Origin of the sequence: Kocuria subflava, from assembly GCF_012163155.1 — a bacterium.
GTDB classification, from domain to species: domain Bacteria; phylum Actinomycetota; class Actinomycetes; order Actinomycetales; family Micrococcaceae; genus Kocuria; species Kocuria subflava.
Map to the genome: position 1 here is coordinate 6,067 of NZ_JAAVUN010000030.1, position 15,902 is coordinate 21,968.

15 protein-coding genes are annotated in these 15,902 nt (G+C 63.6%); 8 read left to right on the top strand and 7 right to left on the bottom strand.

Annotated elements, in window-relative coordinates; all coding sequences use genetic code 11:
• Positions 1-75: 75 nt before the first annotated feature.
• Positions 76-384, bottom strand: a complete 309-nt coding sequence (locus GTW58_RS11510) for a pore-forming ESAT-6 family protein (protein WP_047688336.1) — start codon at positions 382-384, stop codon at positions 76-78.
• A gap of 66 nt (positions 385-450) precedes the next feature.
• On the bottom strand, positions 451-783 hold the full coding sequence (locus GTW58_RS11515) for a hypothetical protein (protein WP_047688334.1): 333 nt from the start codon (positions 781-783) through the stop codon (positions 451-453).
• Positions 784-1,123: 340 nt separating this feature from the next.
• Here GTW58_RS11515 and GTW58_RS11520 point away from each other — a divergent pair, with 340 nt between their 5' ends.
• The 7 genes from GTW58_RS11520 to GTW58_RS11550 all read left to right on the top strand — a co-directional run bounded on the left by GTW58_RS11520 (position 1,124) and on the right by GTW58_RS11550 (position 11,229).
• The gene (locus tag GTW58_RS11520) at positions 1,124-1,447 is read left to right on the top strand and encodes a hypothetical protein (RefSeq protein WP_119933603.1); all 324 of its coding nucleotides are present in this window, start codon (positions 1,124-1,126) and stop codon (positions 1,445-1,447) included.
• The gene (gene eccD, locus GTW58_RS11525) at positions 1,423-2,748 is read left to right on the top strand and encodes a type VII secretion integral membrane protein EccD (RefSeq protein ID WP_119933604.1); all 1,326 of its coding nucleotides are present in this window, start codon (positions 1,423-1,425) and stop codon (positions 2,746-2,748) included. The genes GTW58_RS11520 and eccD overlap by 25 nt, the downstream gene beginning before the upstream one ends.
• The gene (locus GTW58_RS11530) at positions 2,745-4,028 is read left to right on the top strand and encodes a CpaE/TadZ family protein (RefSeq protein ID WP_119933605.1); all 1,284 of its coding nucleotides are present in this window, start codon (positions 2,745-2,747) and stop codon (positions 4,026-4,028) included. Before eccD ends, GTW58_RS11530 begins: the two co-directional genes overlap by 4 nt.
• Positions 4,025-8,098, top strand: coding sequence for a type VII secretion protein EccCa (eccCa, locus tag GTW58_RS11535; RefSeq protein ID WP_119933606.1), 4,074 nt, complete (start codon positions 4,025-4,027; stop codon positions 8,096-8,098). Before GTW58_RS11530 ends, eccCa begins: the two co-directional genes overlap by 4 nt.
• Complete coding sequence (locus GTW58_RS11540) at positions 8,095-8,604, top strand: hypothetical protein (protein ID WP_047688328.1); 510 nt, start codon at positions 8,095-8,097, stop codon at positions 8,602-8,604. The genes eccCa and GTW58_RS11540 overlap by 4 nt, the downstream gene beginning before the upstream one ends.
• A complete protein-coding gene (locus GTW58_RS11545) occupies positions 8,601-9,626 on the top strand; it encodes a DUF6177 family protein (RefSeq protein ID WP_047688326.1) in 1,026 nt (341 codons plus the stop codon). Before GTW58_RS11540 ends, GTW58_RS11545 begins: the two co-directional genes overlap by 4 nt.
• 136 nt (positions 9,627-9,762) lie before the next feature.
• Positions 9,763-11,229, top strand: a complete 1,467-nt coding sequence (locus GTW58_RS11550; protein ID WP_119933607.1) for a S1C family serine protease — start codon at positions 9,763-9,765, stop codon at positions 11,227-11,229.
• 82 nt (positions 11,230-11,311) lie between these two features.
• On the opposite strand, the gene GTW58_RS11555 is transcribed toward GTW58_RS11550, so the two are convergent.
• From GTW58_RS11555 to arsB, 5 genes are all read right to left on the bottom strand, one after another.
• Positions 11,312-11,794: a tRNA (cytidine(34)-2'-O)-methyltransferase gene (locus tag GTW58_RS11555; RefSeq protein ID WP_119933608.1), complete on the bottom strand. Its 483-nt coding sequence runs from the start codon at positions 11,792-11,794 to the stop codon at positions 11,312-11,314.
• A 48-nt stretch (positions 11,795-11,842) separates the two neighbouring features.
• Positions 11,843-12,679, bottom strand: coding sequence for a dihydrofolate reductase family protein (locus GTW58_RS11560; protein WP_119933609.1), 837 nt, complete (start codon positions 12,677-12,679; stop codon positions 11,843-11,845).
• Positions 12,672-13,547 (bottom strand): dihydropteroate synthase, encoded by an 876-nt coding sequence (gene folP, locus GTW58_RS11565; RefSeq protein ID WP_081993541.1) that lies wholly within the window; start codon positions 13,545-13,547, stop codon positions 12,672-12,674. Before folP ends, GTW58_RS11560 begins: the two co-directional genes overlap by 8 nt.
• A 115-nt stretch (positions 13,548-13,662) precedes the next feature.
• Entirely contained in the window at positions 13,663-14,070 is a 408-nt protein-coding gene (locus tag GTW58_RS11570) for an arsenate-mycothiol transferase ArsC (protein ID WP_047688320.1), read from the bottom strand.
• 9 nt (positions 14,071-14,079) lie between these two features.
• Entirely contained in the window at positions 14,080-15,219 is a 1,140-nt protein-coding gene (gene arsB / locus GTW58_RS11575; RefSeq protein WP_119933610.1) for an ACR3 family arsenite efflux transporter, read from the bottom strand.
• Positions 15,220-15,380: 161 nt separating this feature from the next.
• Here arsB and GTW58_RS11580 point away from each other — a divergent pair, with 161 nt between their 5' ends.
• A complete protein-coding gene (locus GTW58_RS11580; protein WP_231559347.1) occupies positions 15,381-15,746 on the top strand; it encodes an ArsR/SmtB family transcription factor in 366 nt (121 codons plus the stop codon).
• Positions 15,747-15,902 lie beyond the last annotated feature (156 nt).

Here is a 15,902-nt window from a genome sequence, read left to right on the forward strand (position 1 = left end):
GGCGTCGTCGGTCTGGGTCCATGATGACCCGGACCGACGACGCCGTTGGGGACGGCCGTAGGACCGTCGAAAGGGTCAGCCGATGTTGGCGATGGCCGTACGGGTCTTGCCCTGGGTGGTGGTGGCAGTTTGGTCGTTCTCACCCAGGGTGGTCTTGACCAGGTTGATGATGTTGCGGACCTCGTCCGAGGCGTTCTTCCAACGCAGTTCCACGTGCTGGTACTCATCGGAGGCGCCGTCCATCTGGAAGTCGGCCAGCGCGGAAGAGACCTGACGGTCACGCTCGCCCAGCAGACCCTCCAGTCGGCCCACGATGCCGCCGATGTCGGACTGGACCTGGGAGGAGACGTCGGTGTCAAAAGAAATACGGTCATTGGTGGCCATGAGTGGCTCCTTGGTTCTCAGTGGGGCAACGGCCCCTGATGGGGTGTGTTCTGGGTGTGGATGGGCTCAGCGAGCGGCAAACCGCGCCGAGTCAAAGTTGGCGCTGCCTTCCGCGCGCGTGGCGTTGTCGGAGGTCTCCTGATCACCGGTCTGAGTGGCCAGGTCCATCTCGCCCTGACCCAGGTTCACGGCGGCCAATGCTGAGTTGAGGTCATTGCTGATCTCATCCACACGACCCTTGAAGGTGTCGAAAGCTGCGCGGCCGGCACCGTTGAACTTGCCCTCCAGGGGCGTTACGGCGTCCACCAGCTGACGGATCAGGGAGGTCAATTCATCCTGAGATCCACCGGTCTGCTGAGCCAGCGTGCCCAGGGTGGTGTTGCCCATATCAAACTTCACGAGTGTGCTCCTTGGAACGTTGTCCGCCGTGATCCTGGCGCGGGCCGACGAGCGAGCACCGGGCGGAGGCGATGGTGCGTGTTCTGGAGATGAATGTCAGCCCAGCAGGTCCCAGAACGCTCATGGGGCCACACGCTAACCACTTTCGTCGTGTTTGGCCATCCGCAACCCCCAGGCCTCAAATTACTGAATAGTAGGTAGTCAAGGCGCGTTTGTGTGAAAACTCGGGTATGTTTGCTGCGATGCGCACCCCGGGCCGGGTGTGTAACACCATGAAATATGATGCAAGCGCATCTACACATTCATGCCCTGGCGGGAGAGGCTACTGTGGGGTATTTCCGTGCACGATTATGATCAGCAACTTCTGGAATCCATTGGAGTGCGCCGCAACCGTCTGGTTGCTGCTGTTCTCTACGGCCCCAACCGTTCTCGCAGGAACTTCACGGACCTGGTGCGAAACTTTCTGATCGGCTTGATCATTGCAGCATTGATCGCCACGGGATGTGTGGCGGCATCGTTTGTCACAACCCTCTTTGACCGCGAGCGCGAGCGCCGTGAGCAGATGCAACAACCACAGCCCACGGTGGTCCAGACCGTGCCCGCTGCCAACCAGCCGATTCCGGAGGTGATTGAGGGTCCATGGCCGAACGCTTCACACGTGTGACCCTGGCCAGTGAGCGCCGCAACGTGGAGCTCCTCCTGCCATCCAGCACCCCCGTGGGTGCCTTGATGCCCTCTGTCCTGGCGCTCCTGGACAGTGGGGCTGATCGGGGGCTGAGGCGCATGGGCCTCAGCCCCCTGGGTGAGGCTGCGTTGGACGAGCAACGCACGCTGTCAGAGTCTGGGGTGGTGGATGGCACCGTCCTGCTCTTGACGGCTCGCGAGGACTCGGTTCCGTCACCGGTGGTGTACGACATCGCGGACCACGCTGCCTTGATGCGCACCCGGGATCCGGGACGCTGGGGCCGGGAGGGGAGGCTCTGGGTGGGTGGTACCGCGCTGGTGGCCCTGACCACGGCGGCCTTCTGGCTGTTGACCCAACAGCTCTCGGGTGACTTCTCATTCTGGTTGACAGTGGCAACCTGCTCGGTCCTGATTCTTGTGGCCGCGATCGTCCGGCAGCGCGATTTTGAGCTCACAACTGCCGGATCCGCACTGGCCGTGGCCTTGGCCGCTCTGACCGTGGCTGCTGATGGTCGTCTGAGGGTGCCGGAGATCGGACTGGTCACCGGCGTCATGGTGGGAGCGGTGGTGAGTCAGCACGTCTCCCGCCGGGACCTCAAGGCGGCCGTGACCAGTGTGGTGGTGGCCACGGTTCTGGCGGGATGTTGGGCCCTGACGTTGCTGGTCACACCGGGCGTGGTGCAGGCCGCAGCGGTCACTGGCACCTTGACGATTGCACTCTTGGGGTATTTGCCACGTCTGGCGTTGGGATGGGCTGGTCTCAACAGCCTGGACGATGCCCGCGCGGCGGGCAGGGTGATCGCCACCAGCGACGTTCAACAGAGGATCGAGCAAGCCCACCGGGGGATGGCCAGCGCCACGTTGTGGTGCGCCACCAGTGTTGCTGCGGCAGCCGTCCTGGTGCTCTGGAACCAACCACTGGATCCCTGGGGGCTTCCGCTGATCGTGGTGTGGCTGGTGGCTCTGGCATTGCGAGCGCGGGCCTTTCCCCTGACCTCGCAGCGTGCGGCCTTGTTGGCGGCATCCGGTGCAGGGATGGTGGTGACTGCATTGGATCTGGTGGGTCATTTTCCGCAGTTCTACTGGTGGCTGGGCCTGGTGCTGCTGGCGGCAGCGATGCTGGCGGCAACACCGTTGGTGCTCACCACCCCCGATTACTTCTGGGCTCGACTGCGCATTGTGGCCGACCGGATCGAGACCATGGCGACGTTGGCAATGTTCCCCCTGGTGGTGGGGTTGTTCGGCGTCTACTCCGTTCTACTGACCACTTTCCAATCATGAACCGCGAACCATCAGATCAGCAGCCGCATGAGCTGCACGAGGCCCAGCAGGAGCCTCACGCCACACCTCAGTCACAGGACTGGCGCGCTGCGGTGGTCCAGGGGCTGCTCAATCCACCCGCACCTTCCGCTGACACCCCGGACTCCGCCCAGAATCAGACGGTTCCCTCTGCACCAGCGGACGACGACGCACCGTCCCCTCCGGACACGGACCAGGGCGCTTCAGGAGAAACACCCGATGAGCCGAACAAGGGGGAGTTGACAGGAGCCGCGGAGGTGCCCGAACCCGCCGTCGTTCCTGCACCCACCAATCGGCGGGAACGACGCCGAGCGGAGAAGCGGCAGGCCGCGGCTCCAACGGTCCGGGAGGATGAGTTGGCAGCCCTGAGGACACGCATGAAATCGCCCACCCCCCGCAGAGGGCGCCGCACTGCACACCGCTGGGTGGGGACCTTGTCCCGTGCCATTCGTCCCGACGGCTACCCCGGGGACCTGGAACGTGCCACGCGTGGAGTCCAACAGCCCGTGACCACAGGACGCCGAATTGTGCTGCTGAGCACGGAGGGAGGCGCAGGACGCACCACCGCTGCTGCCACACTGGCTGAGATCTACGGGGCGTTGCGTACAGACCGTGTCTGTGCCCTGGACCTGGCCTCCGCGCCGTCGCCCCTGGGGGACCGCCTGGCCGTGGACACCGCAGTCTCAGCGCAGGAGGCGATCGGCGCCATTGTGCTCAACCACCCCTCCACGCCTGAAGACATGGCTCAAGTCTTCGCCCAACCCAAAGCAGGAGTGTGGGTGGCGCACACGGACTCCCACGAGGAGCCGCTGAATGAGCTGGAAGTGGAGGAACTGCTCACCCAAGTCTCCCGGCAGTGCGGGGTCACCGTGGTGGAATGCCCACCGGTCCTTGAGGACCCCCGTACCCAGAGCGCGCTGGAGATGGCACACGCCGTCCTGGTGATCGGGTCCACCACCGGCAACGGCCTGCACAACGCCATGGCCCTGCACGACCTACTGGCAGCGGACCCCGACCGGAAGCACCTGCCCCTGGCAACGGTGCTCAACGATCACACGAGTGACAATCCGTGGAGCCGCCGAGAGCTCAGGCGCAGCCTGGATCAGCGTGGCCGCATCCACCACAGCATGTCCTACGACCGTCACCTCTCCACAGGCCGAGAGATCCACCTTGATCACCTGGACGAGCGTCACCGGTTGGAGTGGGTGCGCCTGGCAGCCACTGCACTGACGTTGGCCCGCGGCTACGGGGCTGCCCGATGAGCACCAGAATCATCCACCGCCCTGCCCGGACCACAACCCCGGCCCGCCTGGGAGAGCCCGTGGTCCTGGAGGGCGCACCTGACATCGTGGACGGTGGCAACAAGGCGAACTTCATCGCCCTGGTTCCGCTGCTGGGTGCTGCAACCTCCATGACGGTCATGATGATCTTCCGTGGGTCCTCCCTGGCCGCGGTGGGGGCCATGATGATGGTCCTCACCGTGATTGCCTCCGTGTTCATGATCTTTTCCCAGAGGGGCAAGGCGCGCCGCCAACGCACTCTCTCCAGGGACACCTACCTGGAATATCTGGAAGAAAAACGCGCGCAATTGCTGACCACCGAGGAGGAGATTCGCGTACGCGCACTGGCCGGCAATCCCTCACCGCAGGCCCTGCTGAACATCATTGTCAACCCCAGCAGGCTGTGGGAAAGGCGCAGATCCCATGAGGACTTCATGCGCGTCCGGGTGGGGGTGGGGGATGTCGCCACCCGTTCGGTCACGGTGCAGTCCGATGAAAGCGGAACGCAGCGCCCGGACCGATTCCTGCAGAACGAGGTGAACCTGGTTCAACGCCGCTACCAACAATCGCCGGACATGCCCGTGACGGTCGACCTCAACGCGCGCGGTGAGGTCAGCGTGGTGGGCTCACAGGAGTTCGGTGAGGCCGTGGCACGTGCCGTGCTCATCCAGGCAGCCACGTTCCACGCACCCGAGGACTTGTTCGTGGCCGTGGCAATTCCGCCAGGGCGCCGGGACAGTTGGTCCTGGATCAACCACCTACCTCATCTGGCAGACCAGGAAACTCCGCAGAGCCACGGCCCCATGCGTCGAATCGCGGGATCGGTGGCTGAACTCAACAATTTGTTGCAGGCCGAGTTCCGGCGTCGTGCCCTGGCCGTTGCGGAGGCACGGCGCAGCTCCGGACCGCGTCAGCGCGGCCCGGAGCTGCCACGACTGTTGGTGGTGGATGCCACCCGCCAAGGTGCCGCCCAAGATTTCTTGATCCCGGATCAGTCCAGTTCCCTGGCCGCCTTGGACATCACAGTCATACGTCTGCTGGCCAACACTGTTGAGGAACCGGACGTCGTCTCCCTGCGCCTGTCCCAGCCCTCCGGCGAGGGGGAACAGAACACGCTGCTGATCGAGGACTACGCCCAGGACCAGTTGGACCCACAGCGCAGCAGGTCCACGTTGGATGCGGCTCCTGTGGCCACGGTGGAAGCCTTGGTCCGCGCACTGGCGCCCCTGCGGCTCTCCCCGGACTCCTTGGAACACAACGAGGCCGTGGATTCCCAGAAGTTCACCCAGATCATCGGCCTGAACACCTTTGGCCGGGCAGACATCGAATCAGCATGGAAACCACGGTCCCACGTTGATTTTCTGCGGATCCCGCTGGGTACGGATGACAAGGGCCAGCCCGTACTGCTGGACTTGAAGGAATCCGCACAGTTCGGCATGGGACCTCACGGGCTGTGCGTGGGGGCCACCGGCTCCGGTAAATCTGAACTGCTGCGCACCATGGTCCTGGCCTTGATGGTCACCCACCCGCCGGAGCAGCTCAACATGGTTCTGGTGGACTACAAGGGCGGTGCCACCTTTGCGCCTTTTGAAGGTGCCCCGCACGTGTCCGGCATCATCACCAACCTCTCTGAGGACGTGTCCCTGGTGGATCGCGTCCACGCCAGTTTGGCCGGCGAAATCCAGCGCCGCCAAGAGGTCCTCAAACGCGCCGGCAACATCGCCAACATCACGGACTACCAGGCGATCCGGGAAGAGCGGTCGGAACAGGGAATCCAGATGGAGCCTCTGCCGCACCTGCTGGTGATCATTGACGAGTTCGGCGAATTGTTGACCGCGCAGCCGGACTTCATTGACCTTTTCCTGTCCATCGGCCGAATCGGACGCTCGATCGGCGTGCATCTTCTGCTCTCCAGCCAGCGCATCGAGGGCGGCAAACTACGCGGGCTGGACACCTACCTGTCCTACCGCTTGGGTCTGCGCACCTTGTCCGAGGCGGAATCCCGAACCGTGCTGGAAACACCGGATGCCTATCATCTGCCGTCGGTACCCGGATACGGCTATCTGAAAGTGGACACCACCGTTTACCAGAAGTTCCGCGCAGGCTACGTCTCCGGCCCACGGCCCAGCGACGACGACGCCGCGGAGAACGATCTGGAACCTGCCCTGCCCCAACCGGTGCCGACCCCTCTGTACGGGAGCTTGACCCTGTCCCACGACCAAGCACAGGACAGCAGTGAGCAGGACAAGACCCAGAACAAGGCCGCTGAATTGGCCCAACGCCGCAGCACCGCCCCCACCGTGATGGACTCCATGGTTGAGATCATGCGTGAGTTCCCCCGCATGACCTCCGAGATTTGGCTGCCACCCCTGCCTGACCTGCTGGCCTTGGACACTGTGATCGGGGAGATCACCCACACCAATCAGGGCCCCTCCGTGGCCCGCGGTGGAGACCTGCTGGTTCCGCTGGGTCTGCTGGATGATCCCTCCAAACAATGGCAGGGGACCTGGTACCTGGACCTCAAGCGCGCAGGCGGCAACGTGGCCTTGATCGGTGCCCCACAGACCGGCAAGTCCACCGCACTGCGAACCATTGCCACCTCCCTGGCACTGACCCACAGTCCCCGGGACGTCGCCATCTACGGGATCGATCTGCTGGGCAGTGGTCTGAGGCCACTGGAGGCGCTGCCACACGTGGGTGGTGTGGGTGTGCGGGCCTCACGGGAGATCATCCGCCGCACCGTTGAGGAAGTCCTGGACATGGTGCGGGACCGGGAATCGATCTTCGAGAAATACGCCGTGGATTCACTCAGCACCATGCGTCAATGGTTTGCCGAGGGCAAAATGCCCGAATTGAATGTCTGCGACGTCGTTCTGCTGCTGGACGGCTACGGTCAGATCAATGATGAATTCGGTGAGATCGAATCCATGGTTCAGGAAATCGTGGCTCGCGGCGGCAGTTACGGGGTGCATGTGATTGCCACCGGAACCCGCTGGAATGACATCCGTATTGCTCAGCAGTCCTTTTTCGGCCATCGTCTGGAGTTCCGGTTGGGTGAACCCGCAGAATCAGCCTTTGGCAAGAAACTTGCTGAGACCGTACCCAGGGACCGTCCCGGCCGGGCCTTGATGAACGAGAAACTCCTGGGCCACTTTGCCTTGCCGCGCATGGACGGGCAGGCCACCACCGAATACTTGGGCGATCAACTCTGGGCCATCGGCCAACAACTGGAGGAACAACACCAGGGTGAATCAGCGCCCAGGATCCGGGTGTTGCCTGCGGAACTGCCGATCGGTGAACTCGAACGTGGCCGTCGCCCCGGGATGGTTGCCTTTGGTCAGGTGGAGCGAAACCTGGCCACCAGGACCCTGGAACTCTACGGGCGCGACCGCCACTTGCTGGTCCTGGGTGACACCGGATCTGGCAAGACCAACATTATCCGGATGATCGCCCAGCAACTGTGCGAGGGACAGACGGAGGACGATGTTGCCATCGCCTTGGTTGATCCCCGACAGGAACTGGCAGGCCTGGTCCCACCGGACATGATGGGTGGCCACGCCACCAGTTCACAGATGGCTGCGGGTCTTGCCCAGAGCATTGCCACCGCGCTGAAAGATCGTGTGCCCAATGACCCCACCCACGTTGGTTCCACAGAGGTGCCCAAACCTCGAATCGTTTTGCTGGTCGATGACTACGATGTCCTGACGGCCGGCAACACAGCGCCCCTGGCGCCCCTGGTCCCGTATGTGACCATGGGCTCGGAGATCGGCTTCCACATTGTCCTCACACGGCGTGTGGCCGGTGCAGCGCGCGGTATGTACGAACCGTTGACGGGCGCCATCCGTGAAGCAGGTGCGGCAACGTTCATGATGGACGGGGACCGCTCCGAAGGCGCGTTGATCAACGGTGTCAGAGCACGGCATTTCCCACCCGGACGCGGTCTCTACGTGCGTGGGGGACGTTCGCCGGAAACGGTGCAATCAGCGCTGGCCGAGGACATGGGTGGCGCAGCAGCGGAGCCGGATTCGAGCACACAGGAAGGTGGAACATGAGTCGGACATTCACGATCATCACCACGCAAGAGCCAGACCCGGTGGCCATGGCGTGGGCGGTCGCTGAGATCAACCCCGATTTCTGGGTGACCGTGGACGAACAGGCTCAGGTCTGGCGCGTGGACGCCCCTGATCAGGACATGCCCGTCATGGTGATCGAAACACCCAGTTATGTTCAGGCACCGGATGAGGCCCTCAGGCTGTTCGGAACCCACGGAGGGCTCGACGTCGTGGCTGCCCGGGAGGCGCTGCAGGCTGCTGAACGGGAGAACTCCGGAGCCGCGCATGACCCGGACTCAGCCGGAGAAGCAACAGAGCAGGTGAGCCCTGCCGCGTATTGGCAGGACGTGCACGCGGTCAGCCCCGTGCCGGAGGCGGAGTCAGCGGCAGCCACATTCGCCAAACTCATGGCCCATCTGGGGGTGGGCACCTGTGTGCAGCACGGACCCGAGTTCAGGCACCTGGGGGAGTCAGAGGATCTTCTGCGAGAGGAATGGCAGGCATGAGCGTTCTGGGTTGTGACGTCACCACGTCAGCGGCCGGGGTGATGCTCAATGATGCCGCGATCGTTCACCACAACACCTGGATTGCCCGGGCCATGGACCAGTGCGCCACATCCGGGCTGCGTTTTGTGCTGGTCACCCCGCCCACCACTCGGCTCACACTCGGGCTGTCCCGTTTGCTGGAGCTGACCGGAGGACTGTGGGTGGTTTCCGGAGCGGACGGGTTGCCCTACAACGGCCTCAACGGGGCCATGCTGCAGTGGGACGGGGAGGACTACAAGGAGGCCCAAGAGATCTCCGTGGCGTTCCAGGAGGGCATCCGCCCAAGTGCCGGTGGCGTGGTGATTTCGGCCGAGACGCTCTATCCGGCCAGGCGTAGCACGGTGGTGGGGACCCTGACGGAAACAGCCGCCCGGGTTCTCACAGGGGAAGCTCCCCAGGCATGGGGTGTGCAGGAACCCGTGTCCCAGCCGTGGTCGCCGCAGGCCATCACCGAGCGTTACCGCAATGATCCGTCCCCGATCAACGTCATGCACGCCGCATCCACCGTGGGTTCGGACCACCTGGTGGCAGTGACGCAGATAGAACGCCCCAAACGCGGTGTGGTGGAACGGGTGACGGCAGGCTTCCGAACCGCCGAGCCCTGGGGTGGTGAGGAACGGGTTCGTTTTGCGCATCTGATGCACCAACACGGTGTTCGGTGGGCCGTGGGCCAACACGTCCTGGGATTCGACCCCGCCTACCGGGTGCCGCATTACGCGGGGATCCCGGTGCCCAGCGTGGCCGTTTTCGGCCCGGAGGCTCTTTCCAGCAGGGGAGAGGGGGAAGCCTTGAACTTTGCACGCGGTCTTGCGGGGGCAGAGGCTGATGACTGTGTGGAACTGATTGGCAATCCAGGAAAGGCGTCCTTGGCCATCCAGTTCCAGAACCAACCGTCTTCAGCGCGGGAGCACCCTGTGCTGGAGTACAACCGAATCACCGACTTCCTGGCACATTCTCAGACGCGGCGGGACTCCCCGGACTGACGTGCCCCCGTCCGGGGTTGGGTGTTTGCGCAGAGCAATCAAGCGGCTGGCGCACAGCCCGGACACAGGCGAGCCCGCATACTGGGTTCCCGAATGCTCCACCCAGGACCTACGTATTGATGGAGGAGACTCGTTCATGAGCAACGGTCACGAGCCCTATGGTTCCCAGCAGCCCCAACAGCCCTACGGCTACCAGGGCTCCGCGGATTATCACGATCCCCAGGGTTACCAGCAGCCTCCCATGGTCAATGAGAATCCCTACGCCCAGCCGGCTGCCTCTCAACAGGATCAGCAGTACGACCACGAGCAGCAATATGGCCAGGACCAGCAATATGCCGCCGGCTCCGCGGGAGCCCCGTCCAACGGTGAAACTCACACGGGAACCGGAGTGGGCCGCAAGACCTTGATCGGCGGCATGCTGGTGGCCGCCCTGGTGGGTGCTGGTACCTACGGCCTGGTGGACCTGGCCACTGGTTCGGACAATGTGCTGACCAATGCCACGCAGGGGGCAAGCTCCCAACTGATTGTGAACAATGAGGACTCCGTGAATGCCGTCACGGCTGCTGCGGCCAAGGCATCGCCGTCGGTGGTGACCATTTCTTCGGTCTCCGGCAGTCAGTCCGGCTCCGGATCCGGGATCATCCTGGATGACCAGGGGCACATCCTGACCAACACCCACGTGGTGACCCTGGATGGCCAGACCAACGATCCCACCTTGGAGGTTCAGCTCTCGGACGGCACCGTCACCTCTGCCACCGTGGTGGGCACGGATCCGCTCTCTGATCTTGCAGTCATCAGGATCCAGGCGAACAACCTGGTGCCGGCTGAACTGGGGGACTCTTCCAAGCTCAATGTGGGTGACACCACCATTGCCATCGGCGCCCCGCTGGGTCTGTCCGGAACGGTCACGGACGGCATTGTCTCCACCACGGACCGGACCATCACGGTGGCTTCCTCCGCCGTGCCTGACACTCCCACAGAAGGGGACACCCAGGACGAGAACAGCGGCAGTGGTGGCTGGAGTGACTTCTTCTTCGACTACGGTCAGGGTTCCTCCCAGGGCCAGACCGAGTCGGTGTTCTTGAACGTCCTGCAGACGGATGCCGCCATCAACCCGGGCAACTCGGGTGGACCTCTGATCAACACGGACGGTCAGGTGGTGGGTGTGAACGTGGCCATTGCCTCCGCCGGATCATCCAGTTCCAGTCAGTCCGGGGCAGGCAACATCGGCGTGGGATTTGCCATCCCCATCAACCATGCCAAGCGCGTGGCGGCGGAGATCATTGACTCCGGTGAGGCCACCCACGGTTATCTGGGCGCCACGGTTACGGCTTCAGCGGCAAATGACGGTCAGAGCCAGTCCTTCTCCGCCGGTGCCGTGGTGGAGTCCGTGGAAAGCGGGTCACCTGCCAGCGATGCCGGCTTGCGCAAGGGCGACGTCGTGTTGAGCTTCAACGGCCACAAGGTGCAGGACGCCAGTGAACTCACCGCGGCCGTCCGGGAGCTTCCGGCTGACGGTGAGGGTGAGCTGGTCTACACACGTGGCGGTAACCAGGAGACGGTGAACGTGACCGTGGGCAACGCCAACGACGCCAAGAACTGACGCTGGGCGTGGGTTCAGTGGTCACAATGCTGGCCCATCACCTTTGATGGGCCAGCATTGTGACCACTGAATCCTTACGGCATCAACCGTTGACCTCCGGCAGCTGTGCGCCGGCAAAATCCAGCTGCCGCCATGCCTCGTACACCGCGATCGACGCCGCATTGGCCAGGTTCAGGGACCGCCTGGCCGCCAACATGGGGATGCGTACTTCCCCTGTGACATGCGGATCAGCCTTGTGCTCCTCGGAGAGACCGGCAGATTCTTTGCCAAACATCAGGACATCGTCCTCACGCCACTGAATCTGGGTGTGCGGTGTGGTGGCCGTGGTGGTGAAGGCAAAAACTCGCCTGGGATCAAGAGCTTCCCATGCCGTTTCCAAGGACGGATGCACGGTGAGCACGGCGAGATCGTGATAGTCCAGGCCCGCACGGCGCAGGTGGGCGTCCTGGAAGTTGAAGCCGATCGGTTCCACCACGTGCAGCTCCGCCCCGGTCACGGCGGCCAGGCGAATGGCGTTGCCGGTGTTGCCGGGGATTTCGGGTTCAACAAACAGGATGCGCAGCATGGAGGAGATTCTAGGCGGCGCCCACGACTGCCCACTCACGGGGAACGTCTAGGCGGGCAGCACCTTGTGATGCAGCATGAGCATGGAGTTGTCCTGCAGGACCTGGAGCAGCTCGGTTCCTCTGGCCCCTGCACCGGGTTCTTGGAGGATCCGCGGCCCCACCCCACCAGCAATCACCGGGGCAACGCTCACCTGGAACTGGGCCACGCAACCGGCCTGGAACCATGCGCTCAACAGCTGGGGGCCACCCTCACACAACACCCGCGCGTGCCCACGGTCGGCCAACTCCCGGTGGACCTCCGCCGGGTCCACCCCGGTGGGCGCGCCGGGCTCCTGCAATGCGTGCCGCCGCGGAGTCACGACGACGACCTCCGCCACCTCACCCAATGCAGCCATCCGCCTTTTAGGCAGGTCATCCATCCAATGCCCTGCATCCGTGGTGAAGACCAGGGGCCGTACGGGCGCATCCGCCAGGAACGGTGCATCGGCCGTGACGTTCAAGGACCCTGACACCACTGCCAGCACCGGGTGGTCCGTGAGGCCGTGGGCGCGGCGCCACCGGAGGGATTCCTGGGTCACCCGCAGCCCGCCGTATCCTTCAGCGCGCAGGGTGCCGGCACCCACCACCACCACATCCGCCACACTGCGCAGCACGTCCATGAGCTTTTGGTCCACGGGGGAGGAGAGCCCACCGGAGAGCCCCTCCAATTCGGAGGAGCCGTCCACGGAGGAAATCATCGTGGCGGTGGCTCCCTGGTCAGCGGTGGCCCACGTCTGCAGATAGTGCTCCCTGAGCGCATCCAGCCCCACCATCCCGGGGTCCGGCCACAATCTGTGCACCTGGCTGACGGCTTCCATCTGGACCGGAACCACGCCCTCAGTCATTGTGGTCTCCCATGTTGTGCCGCAGTTCAACAGGTTCACGCAGTCCCATGATGGTGGCCGCCATGTCCAGGGCGCGGCGTGAGGCTGCGGCGTCGTGCATGCGGAACACCCGCGCCCCCGCAAGGGCACACGCAACGGCTGCCGCCAGAGAACCCTCGCCGCGTTGGTCGCGGGCAAGGCCCAAGGATTCGCCCACAAAGTCCTTGTTGGACACCGCAGCCAGGGTCGGGTGCCCCAAAGCGGTCACCTCCGTCAAACGGCGTGTCAGTTCCAGGGAGTGCAGGGTGTTCTTGTTGAGGTCGTGCCCGGGGTCCACCAGCAGGTGATCCGCGGCAATCCCCGCCTCCAGGGCGTCCTTCACCCGGGCTCGCAGAAACGCGATGACTTGGGTGATGACGTCGTCGTAGTGCGGGCGCGGCACCACCGTCCTTGTGCTGGCCGGAGTGGTGGTGAGGGAATGGGTGATCACCAGGTGAGCGTCGCGCTCGCGAACCACCTCCAGCATGTGGGGATCGGAGAGGCCGGTGGTGTCATTGACCACGGTGGCACCGGCTGCAAGGCAGGCATCGGCCACGGAGGCGTGAAAGGTGTCCACGGAGATGATGGTCTGCGGGTGTGCTTCATGCAGGGCTTGCACCGCGGGCAGCACTCGCTCGGTTTCCTCAGAGGCAGGCAGCGGGGCGCCGGGGGAGAAGGGCACGCCGCCAATGTCCACCCAGTCGGCGCCGTCGCGGATGGCGCGTGACCCGGCGGCAACGGCGTGCTCCAGGGCGAATGTGCGGCCCTGATCGAAGAAGGAATCCGGGGTCCGATTGACCACGGCCATCACCAGCAGGTCTCTCCGGAAGTCGACGGTGCGTCGCCCCATCTGCCGGACAGGGTGCAAGAAATCCGGGTGAAAAACGGTGCTGGGGGGTACTCGCTGGGACGTCACGGGCACACATTACCCGGGGGTGTTTTGGCGCGCCGTGGATGCAGGCGCCTCAGCGCCGGTCCAGGAGTTCGCGTACTCGGGCGTGGATGTCCTCGCGGATCAAGCGCATGCGCTCCAAACCTTCAACACCTCGTTCGGAGGGTTCATCGGTGTGCCATGTGATGATCTCTGCCTTCATACCCGCCACCGGGTCCACCACGGCTTCCGATCCCAGGACGATCACATGATCCACGGTCCGCAGAAGATCAGGGTCGATGCCCTTGGTGTGCTCGCCGTCCATGGTGGCTCCCACCTCCTCAACCACTTGGCGGGAGAGGGCGTTGACGGATGACCCCGGGTGCGTCCCGGCGGAGTGAATGCGGGAGGGATCCTGCGCGAGTTGGCGGGCCAGGGCAGCCGCCATCTGAGACTTCCCACCGTTCTTCACACAGACGAACAGGATGGACGGGGTAGTCATGCGGACTCCTCAGGGGTGGACGGACGGGTGGCCAGTGGCCGACCGGGTGAAATACTTGCGAAGCGCCAGGGCTGCATACACCAGGGCCACCAGTGCTGGAACCTCGATCAAGGGTCCCACCACCCCTGCCAAGGCCTGTCCAGAAGTGACACCGAACGTGCCAATGGCCACGGCGATGGCCAGTTCAAAGTTGTTGCCCGCCGCGGTGAAGGCCAAGGTGGTGGTTCGGGCGTAGTTCAATTTCAACAAGAAGCCCACACCGAACCCCAAGCCCCACATGACGGCAAAGTAGACGAGCAATGGCAAGGCAATCCGTGCCACGTCCAGCGGCTGTGAGGTGATGCGCTCGCCCTGCAGCGCAAAGAGCAACACCACAGTGAACAGCAATCCGTACAGCGCCCAGGGCCCGAGCGCGGGCAGCAGAGTGGATTCGTACCAGTCCCGACCGGCGTGGCGCTCGCCAAGGGTTCGGGTCAGGTACCCGGCAGTCAACGGCACCCCCAGGAAGATCAGAACGGACAGTGCGATGTGCCACGTGGAGACGTGCAATCCCTGCTGGTCCAGGCCCAACCACCCGGGCAGTCCCACCAAGTAGAACCAGGCAAGACCGCTGAAGGCGATGACTTGGAAGATGCTGTTGATGGCAACGAGGACGGCGGCTGCTTCACGGTCGCCACAGGCCAAGTCATTCCAGATGATGACCATGGCAATGCACCGAGCCAGTCCAACGATGATCAGCCCCGTTCGGTATTCGGGCAGGTCCGGGAGAAAAATCCAGGCCAGCGCAAACATGAGAGCTGGACCGATCAACCAGTTCAACACCAAGGAACCGGTCAACATGCGTTTGTCTGCGGTGACAGAGCCCAATTTGTCGTAGCGGACCTTGGCCAAAACCGGGTACATCATCACCAGCAGTCCCAGGGCAATGGGCACCGAGATGCCACCGACCTCCAACCCGGCCAGGAAACCGTCCAAACCGGGCACCAGCCTGCCCAATGCCAGCCCAGCCACCATGGCAAGGCCGATCCACACCGGTAGGAATCGATCCAACGTGGACAGTTGCCGTTTGGCGGGATCTGCAGCACCGAGGTGGCCCGAGCGTGGACCCGTGGTGGGGTGGGCGGCACGATCTGCTGCTGTATCAGGCATGTTGACGGTCCTCGGCGAGGGATGGCGGCGGCAATTTGCGGTTTGATGGGCGCAGGGAAGGTCAATTCCCCTGACCCTTTGAGCATGCTCCCTTGATTCGATAGCTGTCAATATCACAGGATCGTGTGACATGCCGATTCCGAATGCGCCAGGATGACGTCATGGGATCTGAAGGGAACAGCGCGGTGCAGGGTGGTGATTCCATGTCCTTGACGGCCGGTTGTTGCTCCGTGGAAGTGCCGATCTCTGCGCCCACGGCATCGCACGCAGAGGCCTTGACTACGGAATTCAAAGCTTTGGCTGACACTGCGCGTCTGCGATTGTTTCTGCAAATCGCGCAGGCCGACGGTGAGGTGTGCGTGTGCAACTTGGATGATGTGGGTTTGTCCCAACCCACCGTCTCTCACCACCTGGGCAAATTGCGCAACGCGGGCTTGGTGAGCAGCGAACGCAGGGGCACGTGGGTGCACTACAGCGTCACAGCCCGGGGCGAACGCATCCGGGATCTGGTTCTGGCATTGAGCTGACTGTTTGAACAACATGGCCACCTGTGGTTTGTGAACCGTCGAGGCACAGGGCACAACACCATCACCCCACCAGGGCCTGGCTCTTAGCCTTGATCCACCGATGAGTGCGTCGGTGCTGGGCCGTAACTAAAGACGGGATGCCCGTCTGACCGGGAA

Coding starts and splice junctions, on each gene's coding strand:
- GTW58_RS11555 (WP_119933608.1), bottom strand. CDS start 11,794: ATGCTGCGCATCCTGTTTGTTGAACCCGAAATCCCCGGCAACACCGGC.
- folP (WP_081993541.1), bottom strand. CDS start 13,547: ATGGGGCGACGCACCGTCGACTTCCGGAGAGACCTGCTGGTGATGGCC.
- eccCa (WP_119933606.1), top strand. CDS start 4,025: ATGAGCACCAGAATCATCCACCGCCCTGCCCGGACCACAACCCCGGCC.
- GTW58_RS11510 (WP_047688336.1), bottom strand. CDS start 384: ATGGCCACCAATGACCGTATTTCTTTTGACACCGACGTCTCCTCCCAG.
- GTW58_RS11570 (WP_047688320.1), bottom strand. CDS start 14,070: ATGACTACCCCGTCCATCCTGTTCGTCTGTGTGAAGAACGGTGGGAAG.
- GTW58_RS11580 (WP_231559347.1), top strand. CDS start 15,381: ATGGGATCTGAAGGGAACAGCGCGGTGCAGGGTGGTGATTCCATGTCC.
- GTW58_RS11560 (WP_119933609.1), bottom strand. CDS start 12,679: ATGACTGAGGGCGTGGTTCCGGTCCAGATGGAAGCCGTCAGCCAGGTG.
- GTW58_RS11530 (WP_119933605.1), top strand. CDS start 2,745: ATGAACCGCGAACCATCAGATCAGCAGCCGCATGAGCTGCACGAGGCC.
- GTW58_RS11550 (WP_119933607.1), top strand. CDS start 9,763: ATGAGCAACGGTCACGAGCCCTATGGTTCCCAGCAGCCCCAACAGCCC.
- GTW58_RS11540 (WP_047688328.1), top strand. CDS start 8,095: ATGAGTCGGACATTCACGATCATCACCACGCAAGAGCCAGACCCGGTG.
- arsB (WP_119933610.1), bottom strand. CDS start 15,219: ATGCCTGATACAGCAGCAGATCGTGCCGCCCACCCCACCACGGGTCCA.
- GTW58_RS11545 (WP_047688326.1), top strand. CDS start 8,601: ATGAGCGTTCTGGGTTGTGACGTCACCACGTCAGCGGCCGGGGTGATG.
- eccD (WP_119933604.1), top strand. CDS start 1,423: ATGGCCGAACGCTTCACACGTGTGACCCTGGCCAGTGAGCGCCGCAAC.